Origin of the sequence: Arthrobacter sp. Rue61a (assembly GCF_000294695.2) — a bacterium.
GTDB classification, from domain to species: Bacteria; Actinomycetota; Actinomycetes; order Actinomycetales; family Micrococcaceae; genus Arthrobacter; species Arthrobacter aurescens_A.
The window spans coordinates 209,559-231,551 of record NC_018532.1 but is presented as its reverse complement, the minus strand read 5'-3'; the positions used below and the strand labels follow the sequence as shown (position 1 = coordinate 231,551).

Here is a 21,993-nt window from a genome sequence, read left to right as displayed (position 1 = left end):
TACGTCTGGTCATCTTTCAATCATTATTGGCATCTATCTTTCAATCCAGTCATCTTTCCAGCCACCCATCAATCTTTCCAGCCACCCATCAATCTTTCTGTCATGACATAATTATTTATTTATGGGCGCTAGATCCGCGTCCTAATGCGATCCGGGGGCTCCGGGAGAACGCATGAGACTCCTGAGCGTTGGGAGGCATGGCCAGTCATCATCACGTCCGTGGGGAGGAGCCAAGACAGATATCGCACCAATAAAGGCTATCAATCAATATTTCTGTCTTGACATAATTATTTAAACTTCATCTTCAGCCATCGTCAAGGAACGCCCTCAGGGCTCCTCTGCTCGACCAGGGGAGTCCAGTCGAGCAGGGGAGTCCAGTCGAGCAGGGGAGTCCAGTCGAGCAGGGGAGTCCAGTCGAGCAGCGTCACGTAAAGTGGAGGAACGTCAAGAGGACCTGACAGATAGGACACTTCATGGAATGGGATCTCGGAGAAGGATTCCACCGCGGACGACTTGGAATCCTTCTGAACGATGGCCGGCTGGGTTCGCACCATGAAGATAACGAGATGATCCGCGTCGAAGGAATCACCGGCGGAAGGAAACGAGACCCGCGGCTGCCTGGCTATGAACTCGTGCCGGAAAGTGAGGCAACTGGCTGGCAAGGTAGCTGCGAATGCGGTTGGACTGGTAGACAGTGGCAGCGCGTCCAAGGCCCGGGGAAAACCGACATGGCCAGGTACCGAGCAAAAGCACTAATAGGATCCCCAGGTACACCGCCCCTAGCAGTCGAAGAGACGATCCTGAACGAATGGCAGCAGCACGTAATAGCCTGGGCCCTGCAGATGGCCGCACGCAGTTACGAGCGGGCCAGTGTGCGTCTCAACGAAGCAGTTAGCGCTGCGCGTGGCTCTGGACTGTCTTGGGCCAATATAGGTGCAGAGACAGGAATGTCACGCCAAGCGGCTCATCAACGATGGAACCAGCCCAGTAACCGTCGCTAGGGGAGTGAGCGATCTTCTATTTACGAACCGCATGCTCGGACACCCTTACCAAGCAGTTTCAGCGGCGGTAGGGGAACCCACTGCCGCCGTCCGACTCGTTCAAAGACGCGAATGTTGGACCTGTGCACGGTTCACATGGCCCGAGTAAACGCCATGTCAGCGAGCGACCACTCATCTGGCGGCCCCTCATAGGCTTCCCAGGGGTAGTCGTCCGTGGGGGATAAGAGTTCCGCTATTGTGTTCACGTTTCTCGAAAGCCACTCACGCCAGATAGTCCGCTCAATGCGGTACCTCTGTATTTGGCCGGCTACAGACTCCAGCACTCCAAAATACTCTGCTAGTTCCTGGAGGGATGTCGAAGTGACGACCATCCAAAATCGCCCACGATTCCTCGACACCATATTCCAGGCGGCCAAGATCTCGAGACTCTCGCTCACGGCAGTCCTAGACAGCTTTGTTTTGACGACCAGCTCCGTGGTCGTCAAACCCGGGGTATGTTCCAAAGCTTCGTATACAAACGCTGCCGGCAGGCCCAGTTCCCGGAAGACGGGTCGGAGCGCGTGCATCTTGCCTTTTTTCCAAGATAGTTCCTCGGCTGCTGAGCGAATACCTTCAGGAACAGTCAGCATGTATAGATCGCCTTTAGTCCCCCGACCACGCTCAACCAGAGTTAGCAATGGATCCTCTTCTGAACGCAGCGCTCTCAAGTGAAAGCCCACAGTTGTGTGGTCAAGTCCTGTGGCGACGGCAATTGACCTGTCACCAAACTCAATGAAACGAGACCCGGTCATGTGGGCCGCTGCTCCAAGCGCCCTGAGAACCATACGTCTGGCTAGACCGGTGCGCGACCTAGCGTACGTGGGCTCCCTGAGAGACACCGCGTTCCGCCAAGTTCGGAGGTACCGATGCTCGCTGTTCGCATCGGTCGTGAGTGCAGTTCTAAGTGGGGGCTGTGTATTTGGCTGGCTTGTGGGGGATTTACGTACATTGTCATTCCTTGTCTTGGAGACTTCGTTTTTTCGTAGATAGCTGATTGCGTTTTTCCAGTCCCGCGCCAGCGATGTCAGCCGATGCCTGGAGTCGTATCGGGCATAGAACGATGCCAGCCCCGGCCAGGAGCCCTGGAGGATTCGACGTTCTACGTCGATGAGTCTCATGCCTGCCGCGGCGGCTGCCGTTAGGACTGCTTGACGCGCCTCTGAGTCTGAGGCGTATCGATTCACGTCATATAGGCCCGAGAGCGCCATCTGCTGCATACGCCTGGACATTCGCCCCGACGCTGGAAGTACCTCGGCAGATTCAGTGTCCGCTGGTAGGGGTTGTTCAAGTCTCAACGCACGTACATAGGCGATTTCTTTGCTGAGGCTAGCCCGAACTGTTTCCCAGACCTGTTCCTTGTTCGGGCGACGCGCGACGTCGTAGGCCGTGCTGAGGCTCATCGCGAGTTCTTGGTAGCCGCCGCGTTTGTGCGGTGATCCTGGCGTGCGCATGCACCCATGAAGCATGTTCTGGTGAGGCGTCTTGTCCAGCGTGCGGTATCGCGTACCTAGCGCCTCGACAAGGTCTCGTGCTTCCGAAAAGGCAACGCGCTTGTCAAAGGGTATGTATACGTGTCGCCCACCGTTGGGCGAGTAATCTTCAATCCACCGGGCGCCGCAGCTGTAGAGCCATGTTTGAAGTGATTTCACATCGGCTTCTACCCAGTCGATGCCCGCAACCGACGCATCGAAGTCAAGGAAGATCGCCGAGCAGCTGCCGTCTTTACCGAAGATGCGCACGGCCGCAGGCAAAGTGGGCAGTGTGTCAGTCAGCGCGCGTTCGTGCTTCTGGGGATATGTCTTACCGCCGTCCCGAGAGAGGCGAATGCGCGGTTGACCTGCGAGAAGCGGAGTAATCGCAGCCCACGCCTGAGCGGCGGTAGAGGTCTGGGGTGGCTCTTGAGACACGCCAGTAGCGTCGGCTGCTGGCAGCACGAGAGCATGCTGTTGTACGATGATTTTGTTCCTGTTCAGGGAATAAGAAATGGCCGATCCTGCCAGATCGGTATTGCAACACAAATGAAGGCCTGTGAAGGACTTCTATACGATTTACGATCTGTCTGCCGGCAAGCTGTCCGGATCGTGAATCTTCAGCTTCGAAGGCCCGCTAATGGCGGGCCTTCCTTGTATCTACGAGGCCATGCGGATCGGAAGTTCGTCTTGCTGGGTGAACTGATCAAGCAGGGCCAAATCTTCGCGCAGGGACCGGTCGACTGCTGAGGCAACATAGTCAGTGACAGTCATGCCTTTTGCGGCAGCGATCATATGAACGTCCTCCGCTGTCTTGGCTGGCGTGCGGAAGCCAATGTATTTGCGGAGACCCTTGCTGGGCCTACCGCCTCCACGATTGATTACTGCGCTCATTGTCAGGTCCTTTGAATCTCGGACAACCAGAGGTTGTCGCTGGTTCATTGTTGGTGCCACATGCGGTCGATCGAAGTTCCGTTTACAGCTATCGACTGAATCGAACCTAGCACCGCCGAGGACATCGCTCCGGGATTTGTTTACAGAAAACGGCTCCGCGTGTCGCTGGTCTCTCGAGTCTGGCGTCAGACCACGCCTGTTGTGCGCTGAAGCCTGTGCAGTAGTTATTCTCTGACTCTGGAGCGGCTGGTTCCACATGCGGGGTGTGGTGTGACGGCGCTTCGAGCATGGTTGTCGCTGTCCGCTGATGCTAGCAATAGCTGCCATATCGCCTTTCATGTGACAAGCGCCGTCGTCGATTGCTGATATATGTTGGCGGGGACTTCAGGGCGCCGCCTGCGCCTTGCGCACGGTAGATAGTCTAGTCACACATGCGTGAAACATGCGTGATTTTGTTGTAGTGGAGCTGTAATGAGAAAAATTTTGACCGACCGAAGGCCCATCTCGGGACATCTGCACCCAACGCCACACACGGCTATTGAACAGTTGCAACTGCCCAACGAGGTCTCCTTCGAACATCTGCTGGAAGCGGTCGAAGACGCTCATGGCAAGCCCATCAAGCTTCGACTTGTTCCCAGTAGCACGATTCCTGGCCTATCCGGTCTTTGGCTCGAAACGGAAGCAAAATCCCACATACTTGTCCCGGAAAGTCACCCTAGACTCCTCCGCATGCACGTGATCTGCCATGAGTTCGGACACATCCTCCTGGGGCATCAAGGCTGTGAGGGACTCGCTGTGCCAATACCGTCAATCTTCAATCACATTGGGCGGCAGAAGGGCATCAGACGGATGCTCGCGCGCTCCCCGCAGTGGAATGACATGGAGAAGGCTGCAGAGGAAGTAGCCTACATGCTTTCGCCCCTCGTTCTGGAGGGCCCTACAGCTCCCGTGAGCCGGTTTGAGGAGGTCTTTGGATGAAACTCCTCCAAATACTTCCCGCTCTTATCCTTTGGACAGTGGTGCTTACCCGGATCGTGGGATTGAGGTTCGGGTGGAAGCCAGGAATCCTTACCGCCATGGTCCTGGTTGCTACTGGCACAACCCTCAACATCGATGCAGTCTACGTAAGCCTTGATTCCTGGATGGGCGACAGGAACATTCTGAATTTAGTCGTACACGCCGTCCTCGGTCTCGGCATGACAGAGCTGAGCAGGTTAATTGCTGCTGCTACAGGCGCTCCTCGCACAAGGTGGCAAGCCTTGCTGGTAGCAGGGATCGCGTTGGTTGCCGTTCAGGCGGTACTGCTACTGACCGCGGATACCCCTAACTCTGCTACCAACTTTACTGATGTCTTTGCCGGGGACCTCTCGATCGCCTGGTATCAGGGTCTGTTTTTCACTTGGATTGGCCTCATTACCGCCTACACGGGAGTCGAGTGTCACCGCAGAAACCGGTCGGGAGAGACAACGTCCTTCCGGGTCGGGTTTGACGTCATTGCTGCGTCATGTTTTGTCGGAGTTTTGGCAGTGGCTACGAAGCTCATGCTTGTGGCGCAGGAGGCAACCGGAGTTGAGAACGGCCTTGCGGATGCTCTATATGTTGGATATAGGGCGCTAATTGCCCTGACGCTGGTTGGCTTCGCCGTTGGGCTTGCTCTTCCTGCATATCAGCGCGTTAGGGAGCAGTCTGCCAGCCGATCGCGACAGCGTACGGCGTTAGCACGGCTCCAGCCGATCGTAGGCAGGCTCCTGGCTACGGAAGCAGGAACCCGTGCGGGGGAGGCGGCAGCCCTGAGCATGCATCACCGGTCCACAAAAGACCAGCTTTACCGCTGGATCATTTTCATTGACGACATAAGGGTTGAAAACCCAGGCCTTCTATCACCTGAAGAATTGAAGTTACTAGACGATATTGAGGCATCAATTGCAGAATCAGGTCCAGCTGGTATCCCCGTCCCCCTTGGCAGCTAATTTCTCCAAAATCTTCACACCAGCCGCTGTGCTGCTAGCCGTCATACTCCTGGCGGGCGCAAAATCGGACATCGGCATAGTGGCGACATTGATCCTGGCACTAGGAGTCGTCGCGGTCCCCGGGTTTGTGTACAAGAAGTTTCCAACTCTGGCGAAGATGCTCGGATTGCCGACAGCTTGGCGGACGGCGCTGGTGACGGCGCTTACTCTTTCGTCCGCCCTGATTTGCGTTCTTGTCGACGTTCCTGCCCCCGTCCCAGCAACAGTCGTCGGACTCGTAGCAGGCAACGCCGGGCTTGCACTAGTGCGCCGAAGGTTGAACGCCTCGGCGCACGTGTCCGTGCTGACCTTTGCAGCATTATGGGCTACGCAGGTATTTGGGCCTTCGTTTGCGTGGCTGTTGGTACTATCACCGATGATGCTGTTCAGTCGAACCGCCCTTCGCGAGCATTCTTGGGGCGAGGCCCTGATCGGTGCGGTTATAGGTTTGGTCACCTTCGGCTGTTTCGCCGGAGCTAACAATTGGAGCTTGATCACTTGAGCGATTTTGATCTGTCGCCGCAACGAGCGGCTGGGATTCAACGGGCCGAGGCGCTCGCTCGGAAGATCAATCTCCTCTTGGACGTCATCGTGTCTGATTCCGGTAAACCCTTCGATTACCCAGCCATCCGCGAAGGCGCTCAGAAGGCCGGGTATTACATCTCTCGAACGCGATGGTCACTGCTGAAGTCCGGGAAGGAACAGGTGGTCCCCGATGACGCGTTACGAGCTATAGCCGCAGTGTTCGATGTCGACCCCGAATATCTACTCCAGGAAGGCGGCAGGCTCCCTGAACGAGTCGAAGCCGAGCTGGAACTTATCCGCAGCATGAGGCGCGCAGAGGTTAGAAATTTCGCCGCTCGTGCGCTTGGCCCTGTCGATCCAGAAGCTCTCAAGGCTATCGCCAAAATCTTGGACGAAGGCGTTTAAGCGCCACGCCCTAAAACCCAAAAAGTTGGCCCCCGTTAGTTGCACTGCTATCGTCTAACCAGCACTCACACATGCGTGACACATGCATGAAAGACTATCGATGGGCGGAAAATGAACCACCTTCTTCCAACCACTGGTTTCGACCTCGATTTCATGCCGTTTAAGAGTGCAGCCCGCCTGGCTTTGGGGGACAGGCGGGCTTCAAAAATCGCGAGCGTGGACATACTTCGCCACGAGACTCAGGAGGTAGTCCGCCCTTTCGCGATCGAGGGCATAGGTAAGCGCCCGCGTCGAGCGCTCTGCTGGTGGGAGGTTGACCAAAACAACTCCGGTCGCCTCCAGTCGATTGAGGCTCTGCACCAAGAGTGCATGCTTAATTCCTGTTGCCTGCTCGAGCTGATAGCGCATTGACGGTCCAGCAAGACGCAGGTGTCGCATAATCTGCAGCCGCACGGGGGTTCCATATGCGACCGCGGCCGCATCAAGATCGTCAGACCAGGCCGGATCCTGTGGGCGCACAGTCTTTGGCATGCAACCCATTGTGCCCAAACATTCACTCGGTTACGAATCTTCCATCACAACTTAATATTTTAAGTATTATAGCATCGACTATAAGTATATAAATTATTAGGACAGTTCAAGGTAACCCTGACGTTCACCCGCAGGCCTAGTGGATTGCCGGCGGCTCCGGAAGCGGGAACCTCTCAACGCTCGGAAGTGGGATGTCGAAGCGACGCCCTAGGGGAGGGACACAAGTGGATGTACTTCTGCCATACGGCGCCCCGAATCCGCTGACCGGCTTATCGCTGGTTCAGTCAAACTGCCAGCATCTAGATCTGCCCCCTCGGTCCGCCAGCTCCGAGCCGAAAATCTTCAAGGGAGTCCTTAGTTGAGTGCCCGGCGTATCGTCAGCGTAGGGGCCTCGGTCGTGGCGCTGCTGACCGTTGGTCTTGTCACTGTTGTCCTGGACGACAGTGATCCGGCGCAGGCAGCATCATCGTGTGCTGCACCTGCCGGGGTTTCCGCTGGCACTGTCCCTGCCGGGGGAGTAGCCGGGTTTGATGCCGAGCAGATGAAGAACGCCCAGTCGATCATGAACGCGGCCAAGTCCCTCAAGTTGCCGGTCGCCGCGCAGCTGATAGGTATTCAGGCTGCGATCGGCGAGTCAACGCTCCGCGTCATCGACTACGGTGACGCGGCCGGGCCGGACTCCCGTGGCCTGTTCCAGCAAAGGGACTCTTGGGGGCCCTACGCCGACAGGATGGACCCTGCCAAATCTTCAACACTGTTCTTCAAGGCTCTCCAGCGTGTGGAGGGCTGGGAAACGCTCGAACCGACCATTGCCATTCACCGGACGCAGCGGAACGCGGACCCGAACCACTACACGAAGTTCCGCACCCAAGCCACGGAAGTCTTCAAAGCCCTGGGCGGGGAATCCGCCGCAGCCGTGGACCCGTCCGGGGTGTGCCCGGCTGAAGGCAACCAGGTTGTCGGGGACTTGGCCGGTAAGTGGGTCGCTCCCATGGAAGGGGCGATCAACAGCAGCGGCTACGGTCCACGCCCGGCACCTCCCGGCACCGCCGGGGGAGTGCTGGCCAACTTCCACTACGGCATCGACTTCGTGCACCCAGGCGGCCCGGGAACGATCGTGGCCCTGACGGACATGAAAATCGTCAAGGTCCGCAACATGGATGGCCTGTTCGGCACGGGCGTGACCGGCCAGACCGTGGACGGAAAGCTCACGATCGGCATGTACCACATGGAGGCCGGCTCAGTGAAGGTCAAGGAAGGTGACACCGTGGCCGCCGGAACCCCCCTTGGTACTGAGGGCGCAACGGGCAACGTCACCGGCCGTCACCTGCACATGGAGTTCTTCGCCGGCGTCCTGCCCAACCCCATGGTCCCGATCAATCCCACCATCGACCCGACCCCGATCATGAAAGAGAAAGGCATTCTCTGATGCGCAAGCACCTCGCGCTCACCGCCGCACTGGCCGTTGCGCTCTCGCTGAGTGCCTGCGCCGGAAACGCGGGCACCGAACCCGCCACCAATTCCACCCCAACCGTGAATACCGGACAGCCCGGCCAGGAGAGCCACGGTGCCGGCGACGGCCACGACCACGGCGCCGATGAGCATTACGGCGTCCCGGAGGTGACGTGGGACGCCTCCGCTGAGAAGTCGGTCAAGGACACCGCGTCCAAGGTTATGGGCCTGTTCGCCCGTCCTGATGTCCCGGAGACAACCTGGTCCGCTGACCTCGCCCAGCATCTGGCACCTGAGTACGCCGAGGATGCGAAGTACATCGACCCGGCCAGGGTGCCCATCCGGAAAGTCACGGACGGGCCCGTTATCAGCAGCGACGCCGGCAACCCGCTGACCGTCACGGCAACGTTTTCCACCGATGCGGGCCGCTGGACGATGCTCCTGCACCGGTCCGGGCAGCAGGAGCCCTGGCTGGTCACAGCCATATCCCCGCAAGACCCGGCGTCCTGAACCCAAGACCAAACCTGAACCGAGCGAGAGGAACCATCCGATGAGCACGAACTGGCAAGGAAGCGAACGGAAGAGCCGCGCACCCATTAGCCTGACCGACACTGAACCCGAATCAATCGCAGCGGATCCGGCCACGATCATCCACGCCGTACCGGATGCTGAACCGTCCGCGGCAGAAGAGAAGGCCGAGACGGTTGTGGATCACCGCGAGGCGCCGCTGGTCAGTGGCCGCCGCAGCGCCGCTGTGCTGCGTAAGGAGAACGTGAATGACCAGCTGCCGCCGGCCACCGGCTGGCAGGCGTTCCTGCGGGCGGTCAGCTTCGGTCTGATCAGCCCCAAGGTGGGCGCGGCCGAGCTGGCACGCCGGGCGGATCTGTCTGCAATCCAGCGGGTCTACTCCCGGCCGATGCAGATCATGGTCGCTCAGCCCCTGGGAGGGGTGGGTAAGACGATGTGCAGCGTCGGTTTGGGTTCGACGTTCGGGATCCACTCCGGGCAGCAGACGCTGGTGTGGGACAACAACGAGATGATGGGCACCGCCGGGGTCCGGACCAACGCGAACGACTCCACCCGCACCGTGTGGGACCTGTTGAACGTTCTGGAGTCCTTCGAGACCGTCACCGCCCGCAAGGGCGAGCTGTCCTACTACACCCGGCACCAAGGGAACAACCAGTTCTCGGTCCTGGTCGCGGACGAGGACGCGGACCGGATGAAGTCCATTGGTGCCGATGAGTTCAACCGGATCCACACGGTGGTCAGCCGTTTCTACGACACCATCATCGTGGACACCGGGAACAACACCCGCTCGGCGAACTGGCTCGCCTCCATCGAGGTCACCGACCAGCTGGTAATCCCCACGACACTCAAGCGCAACGCTGTCGTCTCCGCTTTGCGGATGATCGAACAGCTCGAATCCATGTCCGAGCGCACCGGCAACCCGCACTACAAAGACCTGATATCCAATGCCGTTGTCCTGGTCACCCAGGGCGGCGGGGCGAAAGTCTCCGCAGCAGAGCAGGCGGAGCTTCGCGAGAACCTGTCCTCCGCGGTGCGGGTGATGATCGACATCCCGTATGACGGGGCGCTGGATACCGGCTCGATCATCGACTGGCAGCTCGTCGGGGACCCGGCCCGCCGCGCCTTCGAACGTGCTGCAGCGGAAATCGCTGAAGGCCTCCTGGCCGTTGACCGTGCCACCGCCACCAAAACCACCAACCGATAAGGAAACCAAAAACGATGTTCAGCACCATCAGCAACGAAATCATCATCCGATCCGCCGTGCCCCTGATCGATAACCCGCTGGACGGCGTGACCCCCAGCATCGACGTTCTCGGCGTGAAATTTACCGGAGCTGTCCAGATGATCCTCGGCGCACTCTGGGCTCTGGTACTTGTCCTCCTCGCCGGCGCTTTCCTGTGGAACCTCATGAAATGGGGCGTTGCCCGCAACCGCGGCCACTCCGATGACATCGAAGAAGGCGCGTCGGGGGCCAAGAAAACCGGTATCGCCTTCGGCGCCGCAGCAGGAGCCAGTGTCATCATCGGCGGCATCCTGGCACTCGCCACGGCAGCAGGAGCCTAGCCCATGCGGAAGCACTGGAAACTCCTCACAGCCTTGGGGGCGGTGATCCTGGTGATCGCTGTTGCCGTCGTACTGCTGAACCCGCCGGCACCGGCGGCCAAGCAGGATGACCCCAGCCCCCTGCAGGCGTCCGGGAAGTTCGGATTCCCAGTCTCCGGGATCAAAATCGCAGAAGGCGGCACCAAAACCGCCAGCGACGGCAAAACCATCACCGGCTACGACGGCAGCTGCGACTCAGCCGCCCAAGCAGCCGCCAACTACACACCCCTCATCGAAGACGTAAACACTTCCACTTGGGCGCAGCAGAAAAAGACCTTGGCTGAAGTTGGTAAGGCTGGGACCTGGACGGAGAAGATCACCTCAAAAGGGGATCTACTGACCACTTCAAAAGATCTGTCCAGTCTGTCCTTCGACGAAGGCTGGCTTTACCGCTCTGACGTTGCCGCTGGCGGTCTGTACCGGATGGCCAGCTGCGAACCTAAGAAGAGCGCTGTGGTTCAGGTCTTCTTCGGAGCTGTCGGCGCCAAGGTAAAGACGGCCCCGAGTGCGTTCTTCCAGACTGTCACCTTGGAACTCGTCTGGGACGGTGACTGGAAGATTTCTGATGCCGCGATTGTCGCAAATGGCCAGGATTTCGGCGGCAGGGTCAAAGACTCCGGCCCGATGAGCGTGGGAACCAATATGGATGACGAAGCCACGCCGGTTCTGCGGGACGAGCTGGTCAACGCCTTCTTCCAGGACAAGACCCGTGAGGGGTGGGTTGAGTATGCAAACGCTAAGCGTTAGCAGAACAGTCCGCCTGGTCGCCATAGTCCTGGCGATGTTCCTCAGTTTCGGAATAATTTCCGCAGGTCCCGCCCACGCAGCGGATGACGTGAGTAAGTCCGAGAAATTGAACGCAGACCAGCTCAAGCGCCTTGCCGGACTCCCAGCAGACCAGCGCGACAAGATCCGGGACCGTATGAACCAGGAACTGGGTAAATCAGTCTGCGCCGATGCTTGGTTCTTCGGACTCATGGGCGGAAACGATTGTGAGAACGTCTCTGCCAAAGCCTTCGGAACATTCTTGACCACACCCGGAAAAGTTCTGGATTACGACGGAAAAAACACCGTCCCGTTCTGCGCCGCGCTTCCAAACGTTGGTGCACCGGCAAGCGGTTCTGCCTGGTGCGCCCAAGGGGCTGTGTTCAACAACTTTCTCCCGATTGCTGGCGTGGTGATGCGGACGGTCATCTCCACGATGCCGGGCGGCCAGGTCGTCCTGGGCACGGTGGATACTGTGGCGTTCATCGCTAACGCGAAGGACGGGTTTGAGAAGTTCGCCAACACGGTCAAAGCCGAGGGCGTGAAGTCCACCAACGAGGTGCTGAACAACCTGTTGAAGGTCTCCGTATTCGAGATTGATGACGGCTTCCGTGCCACGTGGGCTCTGTTTGCCGGGATCGGGATCATCGTCATGGGCTTGATGTACTTCAAGCTCTGGAAGGACGTCTCAAACGAAGAGATCGATATGGACTCCGCGCGGACGTCTTTGCTTTGGTATGGGCCGTTGTCCATGATCCTGGTGCTGTTCGGACCAGCTATCGGCTATGTGTTCAACGGATGGATGAGCGGTGTCACCGAAGGGGTCACGTTCTGGACCTCCAGCAGGGTGACTGACTTCGGCGTCGCTATCTCCCGGTTCGCGTCCTATGAATCCAGCGGCGCGTTCGGTCCCTTGGCGGCGGTGCTGCTGTTCGGTTTATTGTTCCTTGCTGCGTGGGCCATGCTCGGGTTGCTCGCGTTGCAGCCGTTGGCCCTGTACCTGCTCGGTTTGGGTATCGCACTGATGGTCGGGTTCATGATCCACCCGAAGTACCGCGAACGCGTGGGCAAAGTCGGAGCTCTGTGGCTCGGGATTTCCCTGTCAAAGCCGTTGCTGCTGCTGCTCATGGGGGCTGTGTTCAGCTACATCGCCTCCCGTCCGGCGTTTAGCGGCGAGGGCGTGGACGATGGCATGGTGAACGCCACGTCGGTGTTCCTGGCCGCGGCCGCGATGTGCGTTCTGGCCTTCGCCCTGCCGCTGCTCTACAAGTACGTCCCCATCCTCACTGCTTCTTCGACCAGCCTTGGAGAGGGCCGGCAGTCCGTCGTCGGACCGGCCATGGTCGCCGGCGCGGGCGCTGCGATCTCCTCGGCGATCCGGCAGAAGCGGACCGCGCAAGTACAGTCCGGCGCTACGGGCGGACGGAGCGGAAGTCCTTACGGCGGCGGGGCCGCCACGAAGGGCCCTTCTTCGACGGCCACTCAATCAGAGGGCCAAGCCGCTTCAGGGTTGGGATCGAACGGTTCGGGAATCTCAGGACGCCGGAGTGCAGCCTCCAGGATTCCGAACGAGCAGTCCGCACCTTCGGGGCAGGACCGTGAAGGAGCCCAGACACAGGGACAGCCGGAAACCCGCACGATCGGGGAGCTGCAAAAAGCCGACCGCGCCGGAACCGGCGGAGCGAAGGCAGCACAAGCTTTCAAGACCGGTGCCGGGGCAGTGGGCCGGGGATCGGTGAAGGTCGCAGCCGGTGGCGCGACGGCGTTCCTGCTCGCGGGCCGGGAAGCGGCACGTCAGGCCTCCATGCGCGGCCAGCGCTCAGCGCGTTCGATGGCACCGGATACCGACCACATCAGTGGCCGGTAAGAGAAGTACAAGGAGTAGGTAGTCATGGGAAGAATGGTTGTTGTCGGCGGTGAGGTCCAAAGCCGCGGCCTGTTCGGGGGAAACCGGACAGCACCGGAATGGATCGGCCTGGCTACCTCCATCGGTGCCGCACTGCTGATCGTCCTGGCAGGCGGCAGCCAGCTCGTTGCCCTGATCATCGCCGCGGTACTGGTCCTCGCAGGGGTCATCCTCACCACACCCAACAAACTCTCCGGCCACCGCTCCCTGGGTGCCATTTTCGTGGAGCTCCGGCACAAGAAAGTCCGCGCCAAGAACAAGTCCCTGGTCTACGTGCCGGTCAAGGACCGCCCGCAGACACGGATGATCAAGGCCGGGAAGAAGGACCGGGAACGGGCCGACGAGAACGGCATGATCGAAGTTCCCGTACGGCACAAGGACAACGCACCTCTCATGGTGGGCACCGTCCGCCATTTCTCCATCGACACCCCGGAAGGGCCGCTGGTCATCTTCCGGCACCAGGGCAAGGTCAAGAAGTCCTACTACACGGCCACGATGGAAGTCATGGGCTCTTCCTCCGGGATCCGGGAGGAATACCGGAAGGAATCCGGCCACGTCGCACGCGGCCAGTACCTTGCCCGGCTGGCACGCCGGCAATCCCTCGTCACCCATGTCCAGACCCTGGCCCGGGCTGTGCCAATGGATTCGGCCGATCACCTGCTGTGGGTCAAACGGCGGGTCGCGCAGAACGTTCCGCGGATCCTGTTGGAGTCCTACGGCGAGTTGTGCGAGACAACCCGTTCACGCTCCGAACAGCACCGCACCTATGAGACGTTCCGGATCCCCGGCTCAGCAGCCCTGTACCGGCGGGCGGAAGCTTACGGGTCAGGGGACGAAGGCATTGGTCAGGCGATTTATCAGGAAATCCGCTCCGCCATGGCCCAGGCCTCCATGATGGGTTCGATCACCAATTCCCGGCCCCTCGGCCCGCAGGCCATGGCCGCGCTCCTGCGTCACCTGCAGGATCCGGACTTCGACATCGACGACTACGACGGCGCCAACCTGATGGACTGCTGGCAGCACCTGGACGGCGCATCCTCTCCCATCTCCCTGGTGGTCAATGATCGCTGGCACATCCGTACCGGCTACGTGCCGGCCTCGGCGTTCAGCCCCGCCCCGATCCCGGTCGAGGCCTTGGAAGCGATCATCAGCGGCATCCAGCCCGCTGTGGTGCATTCGGTGTCCATGGTCGTGGAACTTGAAGATGCCCGCAGCGCACGGTCCAAAGCCCGCTCCGATGCCGCAGAGGACAGGGCCACGAGCAACAAGGTGGCCAAGTCCGGTGTCGTGACCGACGGCACCGAAGAAGTGTTGTTGGGGGCCTCCCACCAGCGGCTCCTGGACCTGAAGCCCGGCTCGGGCCATCACGGCGCGGCCTACGGGCTGTATATCTCCTTCGCGGTGGAGGACGCGAACGAGATCCTGTCCACCACCGACATTGTTGAGGCAGCTGCCTCCGATGCCGGTATCGAGTTCATTGACTGGCTGGACCACCGCAACGACCTTGCCCTGATCACCACCATGCCGTTTACGAGGGGAATCCGATGAGGACCACTAACGACGTCAAGCGTCTGAGCCTGCCGTGGACTCTGGCCAGCAAATCCAAACGGACCCTCAGGGCACAAGCCCGCGACGGGAAGCTGGACCTCGAAGCAGCTGCAGCCGATACCGCGGCCGAAGGCTTGCGACGGAACAAACCGTTGAGCAAGCGTGCGGTGAAGAAGGCTGAGAAGAAGGAAGCCAGGGACCGTGATCTGGTAGAGGCAAAAGCGAACGCCAAGACCCGCTGGCACCACGAACGGAAATGGGCTTTCGCGTCGAAGTTGGGGTTCTATGACCCGGCCGCTCCGGGTATCGCGTCCTCCACGCGGCAGATGGAGTTCTCCCATATGGCGATTGCTTCCCCGCCGACCTCGCACCGCGGCCTGGTGTTCGGCGTCGATGCCGGGTCCGGGTGGATGATCGTCCATGACCCGTTCACCGCCTACGGTGACACCCTCGAATCCCCGAACGTCTGCTACATCGGTGACCTCGGCCAAGGGAAGTCCTCGGCCATGAAAACCTGGGGCGTGCTCCGGCAACTGATCCTCGGCCGCCGCGTCGTGGTCATCGATAAGAAGTACCAAAAGGACGTCGGCGGCGGCGAATACACACCCCTTGCCCGGAAGCTCGGCGTCGCCCCGGTCCGGTTCAGCATCGGTGGCGGCGGATCCCGGATCAACATCCTCGACCCCCGTATCGCTGCTCGCCTGAACGAGGAAACCCACGACAGCGCAGAAGCGTTCCGCACCCCGGCCGGCCAGTCCATGCTGGTCCGTGCCGTCATGGAAGAAGCCCTCCGCCGGCCCATGACGCCCAAGGAAGGCAAAGCCGTCCGCATGGCCCACCGCCAGGCATTGACGGACGCGAAGAAGGCCGGGGAGGTCGCGCACATCGGACATGTCCTCCGCGCCCTGTACGCGCCCAGTGAGGACGCCGCGAAGGCCACGAACCTGACCGTGGAAGAGCTGCGCGAATGGGGCCAGGACCCGGCGTTCGAGCTGGAACGTATGATCGAGGACGACCTGGCCGGCCTGATCGACGGGGAAACCAGCGCTGACATCCAGCTCAACGCCGGCCTCACGGTGTTTGATGTGTCGCTGCTTCCCGAAGACGGTCCGGCGCTGCCGATCGTCATGACGATCATCAACACCTGGCTGGCCAACACCCTCTACCGCCAGGAAGAAGCAGTCCCCACCGTGCTGCTCATTGAAGAGGCATGGCACACCGTTCAGGGATCGGTGGCCACGGTCACCCGCCGCAACACCAAACTCTCCCGCGCCCTGTCTCTGTCGTGCCAGTTCGCGTTCCACCACATCTCCGACATCCCGGCCGACAGCCCGGCGATCTCCATGCTCAAAGAATGCGGCACGGTCCTGCTCTACAAGCAGCAAAAGAGTGCTGACGCGTTGGCGTGTGAAGAGATGTTCACCCTCCCGGTCGGGTCGGCCGAGGTCATCACGAAACTGGTCAAGGGCACCTGCCTGTTCAAGATCGACCAATATGATCCCTTCGAGGCCATCCACGTCCGCAGCCCCCTGGAAGTCGAGCTGACCGACACGGACGGCGCCATGAAGTCCACCTCCACCATCGCGTTCACCGAAGAACCCATCACCGACGACGCCACGGAGGTCATCCCGGCATGAGCAAGCAAACCTCAACAGACACCCTGATGAAGCTCGGCCTCGCCGGCTTCGTTGTCGTGCTGACGGGTCTCGCCTGGGTCTCCGCATTCCTCGGTGAGATGCTGACGCCCACGGGAATGCCATGGACCAACTTCACCGAATTGGTGGCCCGGTTCAAGGAAGGCACCTTCGCCTGGCCAGGATCCGCGACATGGATACTGATCGTGCTCGCAATACTCGCTTTCCTGGGGATTGCGTTCATCACCATCGTGCTCGGGGGCAGCAAGCCGAAGGACGACGGCCTGCCCAGGTACAAGGACCTCGAGCCCCGGATGGGCAAGAAGGCAGCCTTGGCCAAAGCCCGGCAGTCACTCCACCTGCCCGAAGACGCGGCCGAAGCGGACATCATCGTCCCCGCGTTCAAACTCGACGGCAAGGTCCTCTACGTCCAGCACGAAGACTCCATGTGGGTCTACGCGCCGCAGCGCTCGGGAAAGACGCTCTATATCGCCGTCGGAATCGTGTTGGATGCCCCCGGCCCGGTGCTGGCGACGTCCACGAAAAACGACCTGTTGATGTACACCGCGGTGACGCGCAAGCGGCGCGGCCGCGCGCAGGTCTTTGACTTGCAGGACATTTCCGGTTGGCCCGACACGATCAGCTGGAGCCCTGTGGCCGGCTGCGAAGACCCTGACGAAGCCCTCGCCCGTGGCAAAGCCTGGGCCGGCGCCCAGCCGATGGGGAACGTGAAGAACGGGGACTGGTTCAACTCCAAGGCCGCAGCCATTCTTGGCCGGTTCCTGCACGCCGCGGCGCTCGATGGTGGAACCATCGAGGACGTCGTGCGCTGGTCCAACAACTTCGCGGATCCCGAACCTTTGGAAATTCTCCGCGAACATGGGGCACCGGCCGCGTTCGCTGAACGCCTGCAGGCGCTGACTTCCTCCCGCGCGGGCGAAACGGTGGACTCGATCCAGGAAACCCTTGCCGGGCTGCTGGAGCCCCTGTCCTCGCCTAACGCCCTGAAATTCCTCACCCCGGGCGAAGGCCAGGGCTTCAACGTGGACAACTTCCTGACGGGGGCAAATACCCTATACCTGCTCACAGACGGAGAAGATTCCCCGGTTGCTCCGTTGGTAACGATGTTCGCGGACCACGTCTTCCGTAAAGCCCAGAAGATCTCCCAAACCCGCGCCGGCGGCCGTTTGTGGCCGGTGTTCACGATGGTTCTGGACGAAGCTCCCAACGTTGCGGCCTTCCCGAAGATGGCCGCCGCCCTTTCGGACTCCGGCGGCCGCGGTATCCGCATCATCGGGTTCAGCCAGTCGTTCGCCCAGAACCGCGCCCGTTGGGGAGACGACGGGGCCAAAGCGATCCGCGGAACATCGTCCCTTCGCCTCTTCCTCCCCGGCCTGGAAGAGATGGCCGAACTCGAAACCGTCGCCAAAGCCGCCGGGCCGACCACGCATCAGCGCGTTTCGACATCCCGGGGCAAGGGCGGCTCCTCGAAGACCACCAGCGAAGAGGAACGCCCTGCAATCCGCGCCCACCAAATCCAGCAACTGGAACAGGGCAAGGCCTTCATGCACTACACCAACGTCCGCCCGGCCGTCGTGGAACTGACCCCGTACTGGGAACGCGATGACGTTGAGCAGATCAAGAAGGACAAGCAGGCCGCCGAGGACCTGACACGACGGATCACCGCATGAGCGAAGACCCCTACGCCGACATCCCGCTGCCGGACGAGGAACCTGCACCGGAAGACGCCGGTGCAGGCAGCGAGGCAGCTGCTCCCGGCATAGCACCGGCCGGCATTGACGGCGACGGCGTATTGCCCTCCGTCGAGGAACTGGTACTGGACCATGACGGCCAACTGGGCCAGCTGCGCGCAGACGTTGACGGGTTGGTGGGACTGGTCGGGGATCTTCTCCGGAAGCCGCCCGCCGAGAAGCCTGCGCCCTGGAACTGGAAGGAACTGGACGGCCCCGGCAGGGCAGCCCTTCTCACGGAACTGCGTCAGTGGGTTGACTGGTACAACGGCCGCTACGGTGTCACAGCCGATTCCAGGATCCTAGGCTGCTGGTACCGCCACGGCCCGGTCGTGGAAGAACTTATCGGCGTGTGGATCGCCTGGCGGGCCGCCTACTACGGCCACAAGACCCCGAACGATGCCCCCGCGTACTGGCACGAACGGATACTATGGCCCGCCCTGGCGAGAATCACCAAGAGCAACTGGGGTCTTTCGGCGTGCATCCCCACACACAAAGAGCGCCGGCCCAAATCGGAGCCTTCCACTGACGACGGGTTCACGTCCTTCCTCGCCACCTTGGATGGCTAAGCGGGTGATTAACCGATGACGAACCGGACAGGCGGCGGGAACTGGCACTCGAGTGGGGCACTTCAACTACTGAACTCCGGACTTTGACTGATCCAGACATCGGCGCCCAGACGTTAGTCGAACGCGTCAAGGAAAGGCTGAGTGCCCGGCGACCAGAGGCCCCCGGGGGGGGCTGCGCCGTGGTCTGCATTCCACCAGCCAACATATGTACCGGGAAGGACAAATGTTCATACCGTCCGCCAGGAAGAACAGTTAGTCGATCCCATTCACACCTGTCGAGACAGCTGATGTTCGTTGTGTGGCTCGTCTCACTGACTGCCCCGTACCGGCATAGCCCCAACCATTGCAGCTTTAGTGGTGGTCCCAGCGGGCCATTGGAAAGTCTGCGGCATATTGACTGGGCTCCAGCGCAGACGGGCGCCAATCGACGGCGTAATATCTCCTATTTTCGTAGTCTTCCCTGTGTGCTTCTCGAAGACGCTCGGTTGCTTTTTGCATCCTCTCACGCACTGCAGTTACTTCTTGGTCGATCCACTCAAGCATCCATTCTGCGGTGCTCCACCGTACACCTTCAGGTAGGCCCTCCAGTGGAAGATCTTCGTGATTTCCGATGAAGTATCTGGTGGTTGAAGTCAGCCTTTTTGCTTCAATCGCACCGTGTTGGACGAGCAAGTTCATGACCTCTCGCGTCCGAGGGGCGGCGTTGCCTGCGTAGAACCGACTTCGACGAATGTCACTGCGAACCCACACGTCGCTTGGCGGAACAAACTTGGGAGCGCGAATCTTTACATTCTTGCCAACCCTCGGCGCGAGGGCCGGGATCTGTCTTGGTCTTGATTCCGACCAGCGGCCAGGGCCTCCATACGGCGTCGGGGGGGAGAATTTTCCCGAGGGCAGTGGTCCATGCCAGAACAGAGGCTGAGGATGTCCGAGGAGTGCAAGTAGCAGTTCGGCCTCACAGCGTGCGTCGGCGTGTGCCTGGTGCAGGCCTCTGGGCCATGCGCCGCGCAGGTTTCTCAGAAGGTGTTCGAGCCTATATGTCCGCGCTGTAAGAAGGCATCGGTATGCATAAAGCAGATCTAATATCGGGTATTGCAGCTGCGCTGCGGGGTCCATGTCCCGCCCAAGAAACGCTACGTCGAAGGGAGCGTTGTGGGCAACGACTATGGCTCCGGCCAGGTGTGGCTCCACAACCTTCCAGGTTTCCGCGAAGCCTGGAGCTGACTGCAGATCATTGTCGTCGAGCCCATGGACATCACGGGCACTTTGAGAGATGGACCGTTTTAGGGGCCGGACCAGGGCAGAGAATTCAGATAAAACCTCTCCCGATGCCGACATGCGGACCACGGCAATTTCAACGACTCGGTCAGCCTTTCCTAGGCCGGTCGTTTCAACGTCGACAACGGCGAAGTCGAAGTCCGCTAATTTATGCCTGGAGGGAACAGTAGAGACGTAGCCTTCAACGAAGACGTTTCGAAGTCTTTGAGGCTGCTCTATGGTGCGGCGGGATTTCTGGTTGAGGTGGGCGAGGAATCCGGCTGATCCCGAACCGTTCTCTGAATGCAATTGTCCTCGCTCATATGCTCTCGGGCCTGTTGCCACCACTCAGGACCTAATCTGGTCAAGATACCATCTCATTTTCATCCGCAGTCGTCGCAAGTCCGCATCTGAGGCGGTCGACCGGAAATGAGCTGCCTGGAATGATCCGCACCTCCTGGACACGTCGCGGCCACGGACTTACCTGGTCAGAAATCCGCGCCGCCATGGACTGGGACCGAGCCCAAACCCGACACGCACTTACCAAGCTCCGCGCCGACGGCCTCATTTCCTTTAGCACCGACAGACCGCACTGCCACAGTGATCGGTCGAAGACACTGCTTATCCAGTACCTGGTTAGCCGCAAAGCCGATCCTTGGCGCCGCGTTCCCCAGGTTTTCGTACCAATTGTCCAAAGTTCTTTGGACAATTGGCGGCCGTGGCCTGCGCTGGAGAACTTGCGATCGTCGTTGACAGCCACCAGCTTTTGACAGCTACCAGCTGAAACTTAGTCGTCATACTTCCATGGTCTCCCACGGTTCCTTGCTCCAGTGCAGCGGTGATGGCTGCGGGAGGGGAGTGCTTCACGTTCCCGGGCCGGGAGCGTTTCATAGGTGTAAGTGGTGACGGCGATCGGCTGGGAGGAACCATCCAGGGCGTAATAGACCGTTGGCCCGCGCTTCGACCCGCACACCAGAATCCCAACGGAACCATATTTATGACGATCGCCGAGGGGCTTTGCATGCCCGGCGGCTAACCCCTCGAGTCCGTTCTGTGGGCCTACTTGTACCAGACGGCTACTCCGCCGTGCCGGGAACATGTCCCTCGGTGGTTTGCGGAGTAGGAGAGTGTCCCGTCGTTGCACAAGGCTGTTGCTCCCCCGCCAGGAGCAGGAGCAGCGGGGGCCGGTGCAGGCGCTGCAGGAGCCGGTGCGGGAACGGCGGGCGCCGGTGCGGGAACGGCCGGCGCCGGCGCAGGGACGACAACCTGAGCGGGCACGGGATCGGCCGGAGCAGGGACGGCTGCTTTCACTGGAGCCGACTCAACCGCGGTAGGTGTCGTTGCAGCCGGGGTAGGCGTTACCGGGGCCTTTTCGTTCGTGGGCGCGGTTTGGTCCCGGCAGCCGCCGAGTACCGAGGCCATGGCGTCGTGTTCGGCTTGGGTAATCCAGAGGCTGTAGGTGGCCTTGATGGAGATCTGCCGGGCGACGTATTCGCAGCGGAAGCTCTTGTTCGGCGGCAACCAGGTGGCGGCGTCGCCGTCGCCTTTCTGGGTGTTGGTCGGCCCGTCGGTGGACTGCAGGTTGAGCGGGTCGTTCGCGAAGGCGGTGCGTTGTTCGATGCTGAGCTGCTGGGCACCTTTCTGCCAAGCATCGCTGAGAGCAACCATGTGGTCGATCTGAACCGCGGCACTGCTCGCGGATCCGCGGACGAAACTGATGCTCTTGGCCGTGTACGGGTCGGCGAGTGAACCGGTCTGGATCTTGCATTGGACACTGTTCGTGAACGTGATCTGGGTCAGGTCACGTTTGAGGATGTCGTTACGGGTGTCGCAACCATTCCGGTCCACATCGGCCCAAGCCTGCCCGAACTGGTCCCGGTCGTAATCTGTCTTCGGTGCCCTGCCCTTGATCGGGAGCGTCTTGAGCAGATCTAGTGCTTTGGTGGCATAGGCCGGCTGGGAATGGGGTGCCGTGTAGGCGGCAGTCTTTGCAAGCTCGGTTATCGTCTCAGGATCCAGCGGTGCGCCAGTGTCCGAAGGTGTCGGGGTAGGGCTCGCACTGGGGCTATTGTTGGTCGTTGCGAGCTTTTGCGCTTCTACAGCGGCCG

General features: G+C 60.5%; 18 protein-coding genes. 12 read left to right on the top strand and 6 right to left on the bottom strand.

The features are described from left to right. Positions 1 to 314: 314 nt before the first annotated feature. From ARUE_RS22780 to ARUE_RS22770, 3 genes are all read right to left on the bottom strand, one after another. On the bottom strand, positions 315 to 554 hold the full coding sequence (locus ARUE_RS22780) for a hypothetical protein (protein ID WP_014923562.1): 240 nt from the start codon (positions 552 to 554) through the stop codon (positions 315 to 317). Positions 555 to 1,132: 578 nt separating this feature from the next. After that, the gene (locus tag ARUE_RS22775; protein ID WP_014923561.1) at positions 1,133 to 3,058 is read right to left on the bottom strand and encodes a hypothetical protein; all 1,926 of its coding nucleotides are present in this window, start codon (positions 3,056 to 3,058) and stop codon (positions 1,133 to 1,135) included. Between the two features lie 111 nt (positions 3,059 to 3,169). Then, positions 3,170 to 3,403, bottom strand: a complete 234-nt coding sequence (locus tag ARUE_RS22770) for a hypothetical protein (RefSeq protein WP_017197895.1) — start codon at positions 3,401 to 3,403, stop codon at positions 3,170 to 3,172. Positions 3,404 to 4,377: 974 nt separating this feature from the next. On the opposite strand from ARUE_RS22770, the gene ARUE_RS22760 reads away from it, so the two are divergent. Both ARUE_RS22760 and ARUE_RS24345 read left to right on the top strand, forming a co-directional pair. After that, positions 4,378 to 5,373, top strand: coding sequence for a hypothetical protein (locus tag ARUE_RS22760; protein WP_014923560.1), 996 nt, complete (start codon positions 4,378 to 4,380; stop codon positions 5,371 to 5,373). Positions 5,374 to 5,910: 537 nt separating this feature from the next. Then, complete coding sequence (locus ARUE_RS24345; RefSeq protein WP_051025145.1) at positions 5,911 to 6,342, top strand: hypothetical protein; 432 nt, start codon at positions 5,911 to 5,913, stop codon at positions 6,340 to 6,342. 201 nt (positions 6,343 to 6,543) lie between these two features. Here the strand turns inward: ARUE_RS24345 and ARUE_RS24340 are convergent, their stop codons facing one another. Continuing rightward, positions 6,544 to 6,873, bottom strand: coding sequence for a hypothetical protein (locus tag ARUE_RS24340; protein WP_162486271.1), 330 nt, complete (start codon positions 6,871 to 6,873; stop codon positions 6,544 to 6,546). A gap of 358 nt (positions 6,874 to 7,231) precedes the next feature. Between ARUE_RS24340 and ARUE_RS22740 the strand changes: the two genes are divergently transcribed. Genes ARUE_RS22740 through ARUE_RS22695 form a run of 10 tightly spaced genes read left to right on the top strand, consistent with a single transcriptional unit; the run spans position 7,232 to position 18,628 of the window. Beyond that, positions 7,232 to 8,302, top strand: a complete 1,071-nt coding sequence (locus tag ARUE_RS22740; protein WP_162486270.1) for a M23 family metallopeptidase — start codon at positions 7,232 to 7,234, stop codon at positions 8,300 to 8,302. Continuing rightward, the gene (locus ARUE_RS22735) at positions 8,302 to 8,835 is read left to right on the top strand and encodes a hypothetical protein (protein ID WP_014923557.1); all 534 of its coding nucleotides are present in this window, start codon (positions 8,302 to 8,304) and stop codon (positions 8,833 to 8,835) included. Before ARUE_RS22740 ends, ARUE_RS22735 begins: the two co-directional genes overlap by 1 nt. A gap of 40 nt (positions 8,836 to 8,875) precedes the next feature. After that, positions 8,876 to 10,057, top strand: coding sequence for a MinD/ParA family ATP-binding protein (locus tag ARUE_RS22730; protein ID WP_014923556.1), 1,182 nt, complete (start codon positions 8,876 to 8,878; stop codon positions 10,055 to 10,057). A gap of 14 nt (positions 10,058 to 10,071) precedes the next feature. After that, entirely contained in the window at positions 10,072 to 10,416 is a 345-nt protein-coding gene (locus tag ARUE_RS22725) for a hypothetical protein (protein ID WP_014923555.1), read from the top strand. Between the two features lie 3 nt (positions 10,417 to 10,419). Further along, positions 10,420 to 11,202 carry a hypothetical protein gene (locus tag ARUE_RS22720; RefSeq protein ID WP_014923554.1) on the top strand — a complete coding sequence of 261 codons (783 nt, stop codon included), beginning with the start codon at positions 10,420 to 10,422 and terminating at the stop codon, positions 11,200 to 11,202. Positions 11,203 to 11,236: 34 nt separating this feature from the next. After that, on the top strand, positions 11,237 to 13,087 hold the full coding sequence (locus ARUE_RS22715) for a hypothetical protein (protein WP_014923553.1): 1,851 nt from the start codon (positions 11,237 to 11,239) through the stop codon (positions 13,085 to 13,087). Positions 13,088 to 13,111: 24 nt separating this feature from the next. Further along, positions 13,112 to 14,674 carry a hypothetical protein gene (locus tag ARUE_RS22710; protein WP_014923552.1) on the top strand — a complete coding sequence of 521 codons (1,563 nt, stop codon included), beginning with the start codon at positions 13,112 to 13,114 and terminating at the stop codon, positions 14,672 to 14,674. After that, positions 14,671 to 16,311, top strand: a complete 1,641-nt coding sequence (locus ARUE_RS22705) for a putative type IV secretion/conjugal transfer ATPase (RefSeq protein ID WP_014923551.1) — start codon at positions 14,671 to 14,673, stop codon at positions 16,309 to 16,311. Before ARUE_RS22710 ends, ARUE_RS22705 begins: the two co-directional genes overlap by 4 nt. Beyond that, entirely contained in the window at positions 16,308 to 17,999 is a 1,692-nt protein-coding gene (locus ARUE_RS22700; protein ID WP_014923550.1) for a type IV secretory system conjugative DNA transfer family protein, read from the top strand. Before ARUE_RS22705 ends, ARUE_RS22700 begins: the two co-directional genes overlap by 4 nt. Then, positions 17,996 to 18,628 (top strand): hypothetical protein, encoded by a 633-nt coding sequence (locus ARUE_RS22695; RefSeq protein WP_014923549.1) that lies wholly within the window; start codon positions 17,996 to 17,998, stop codon positions 18,626 to 18,628. The genes ARUE_RS22700 and ARUE_RS22695 overlap by 4 nt, the downstream gene beginning before the upstream one ends. A gap of 351 nt (positions 18,629 to 18,979) precedes the next feature. On the opposite strand, the gene ARUE_RS23490 is transcribed toward ARUE_RS22695, so the two are convergent. After that, positions 18,980 to 20,194, bottom strand: a complete 1,215-nt coding sequence (locus ARUE_RS23490; protein WP_051025143.1) for a 3'-5' exonuclease — start codon at positions 20,192 to 20,194, stop codon at positions 18,980 to 18,982. 750 nt (positions 20,195 to 20,944) lie between these two features. Further along, positions 20,945 to 21,733: a GmrSD restriction endonuclease domain-containing protein gene (locus tag ARUE_RS22675; protein WP_014923547.1), complete on the bottom strand. Its 789-nt coding sequence runs from the start codon at positions 21,731 to 21,733 to the stop codon at positions 20,945 to 20,947. Between the last annotated feature and the right edge of the window lie 260 nt (positions 21,734 to 21,993).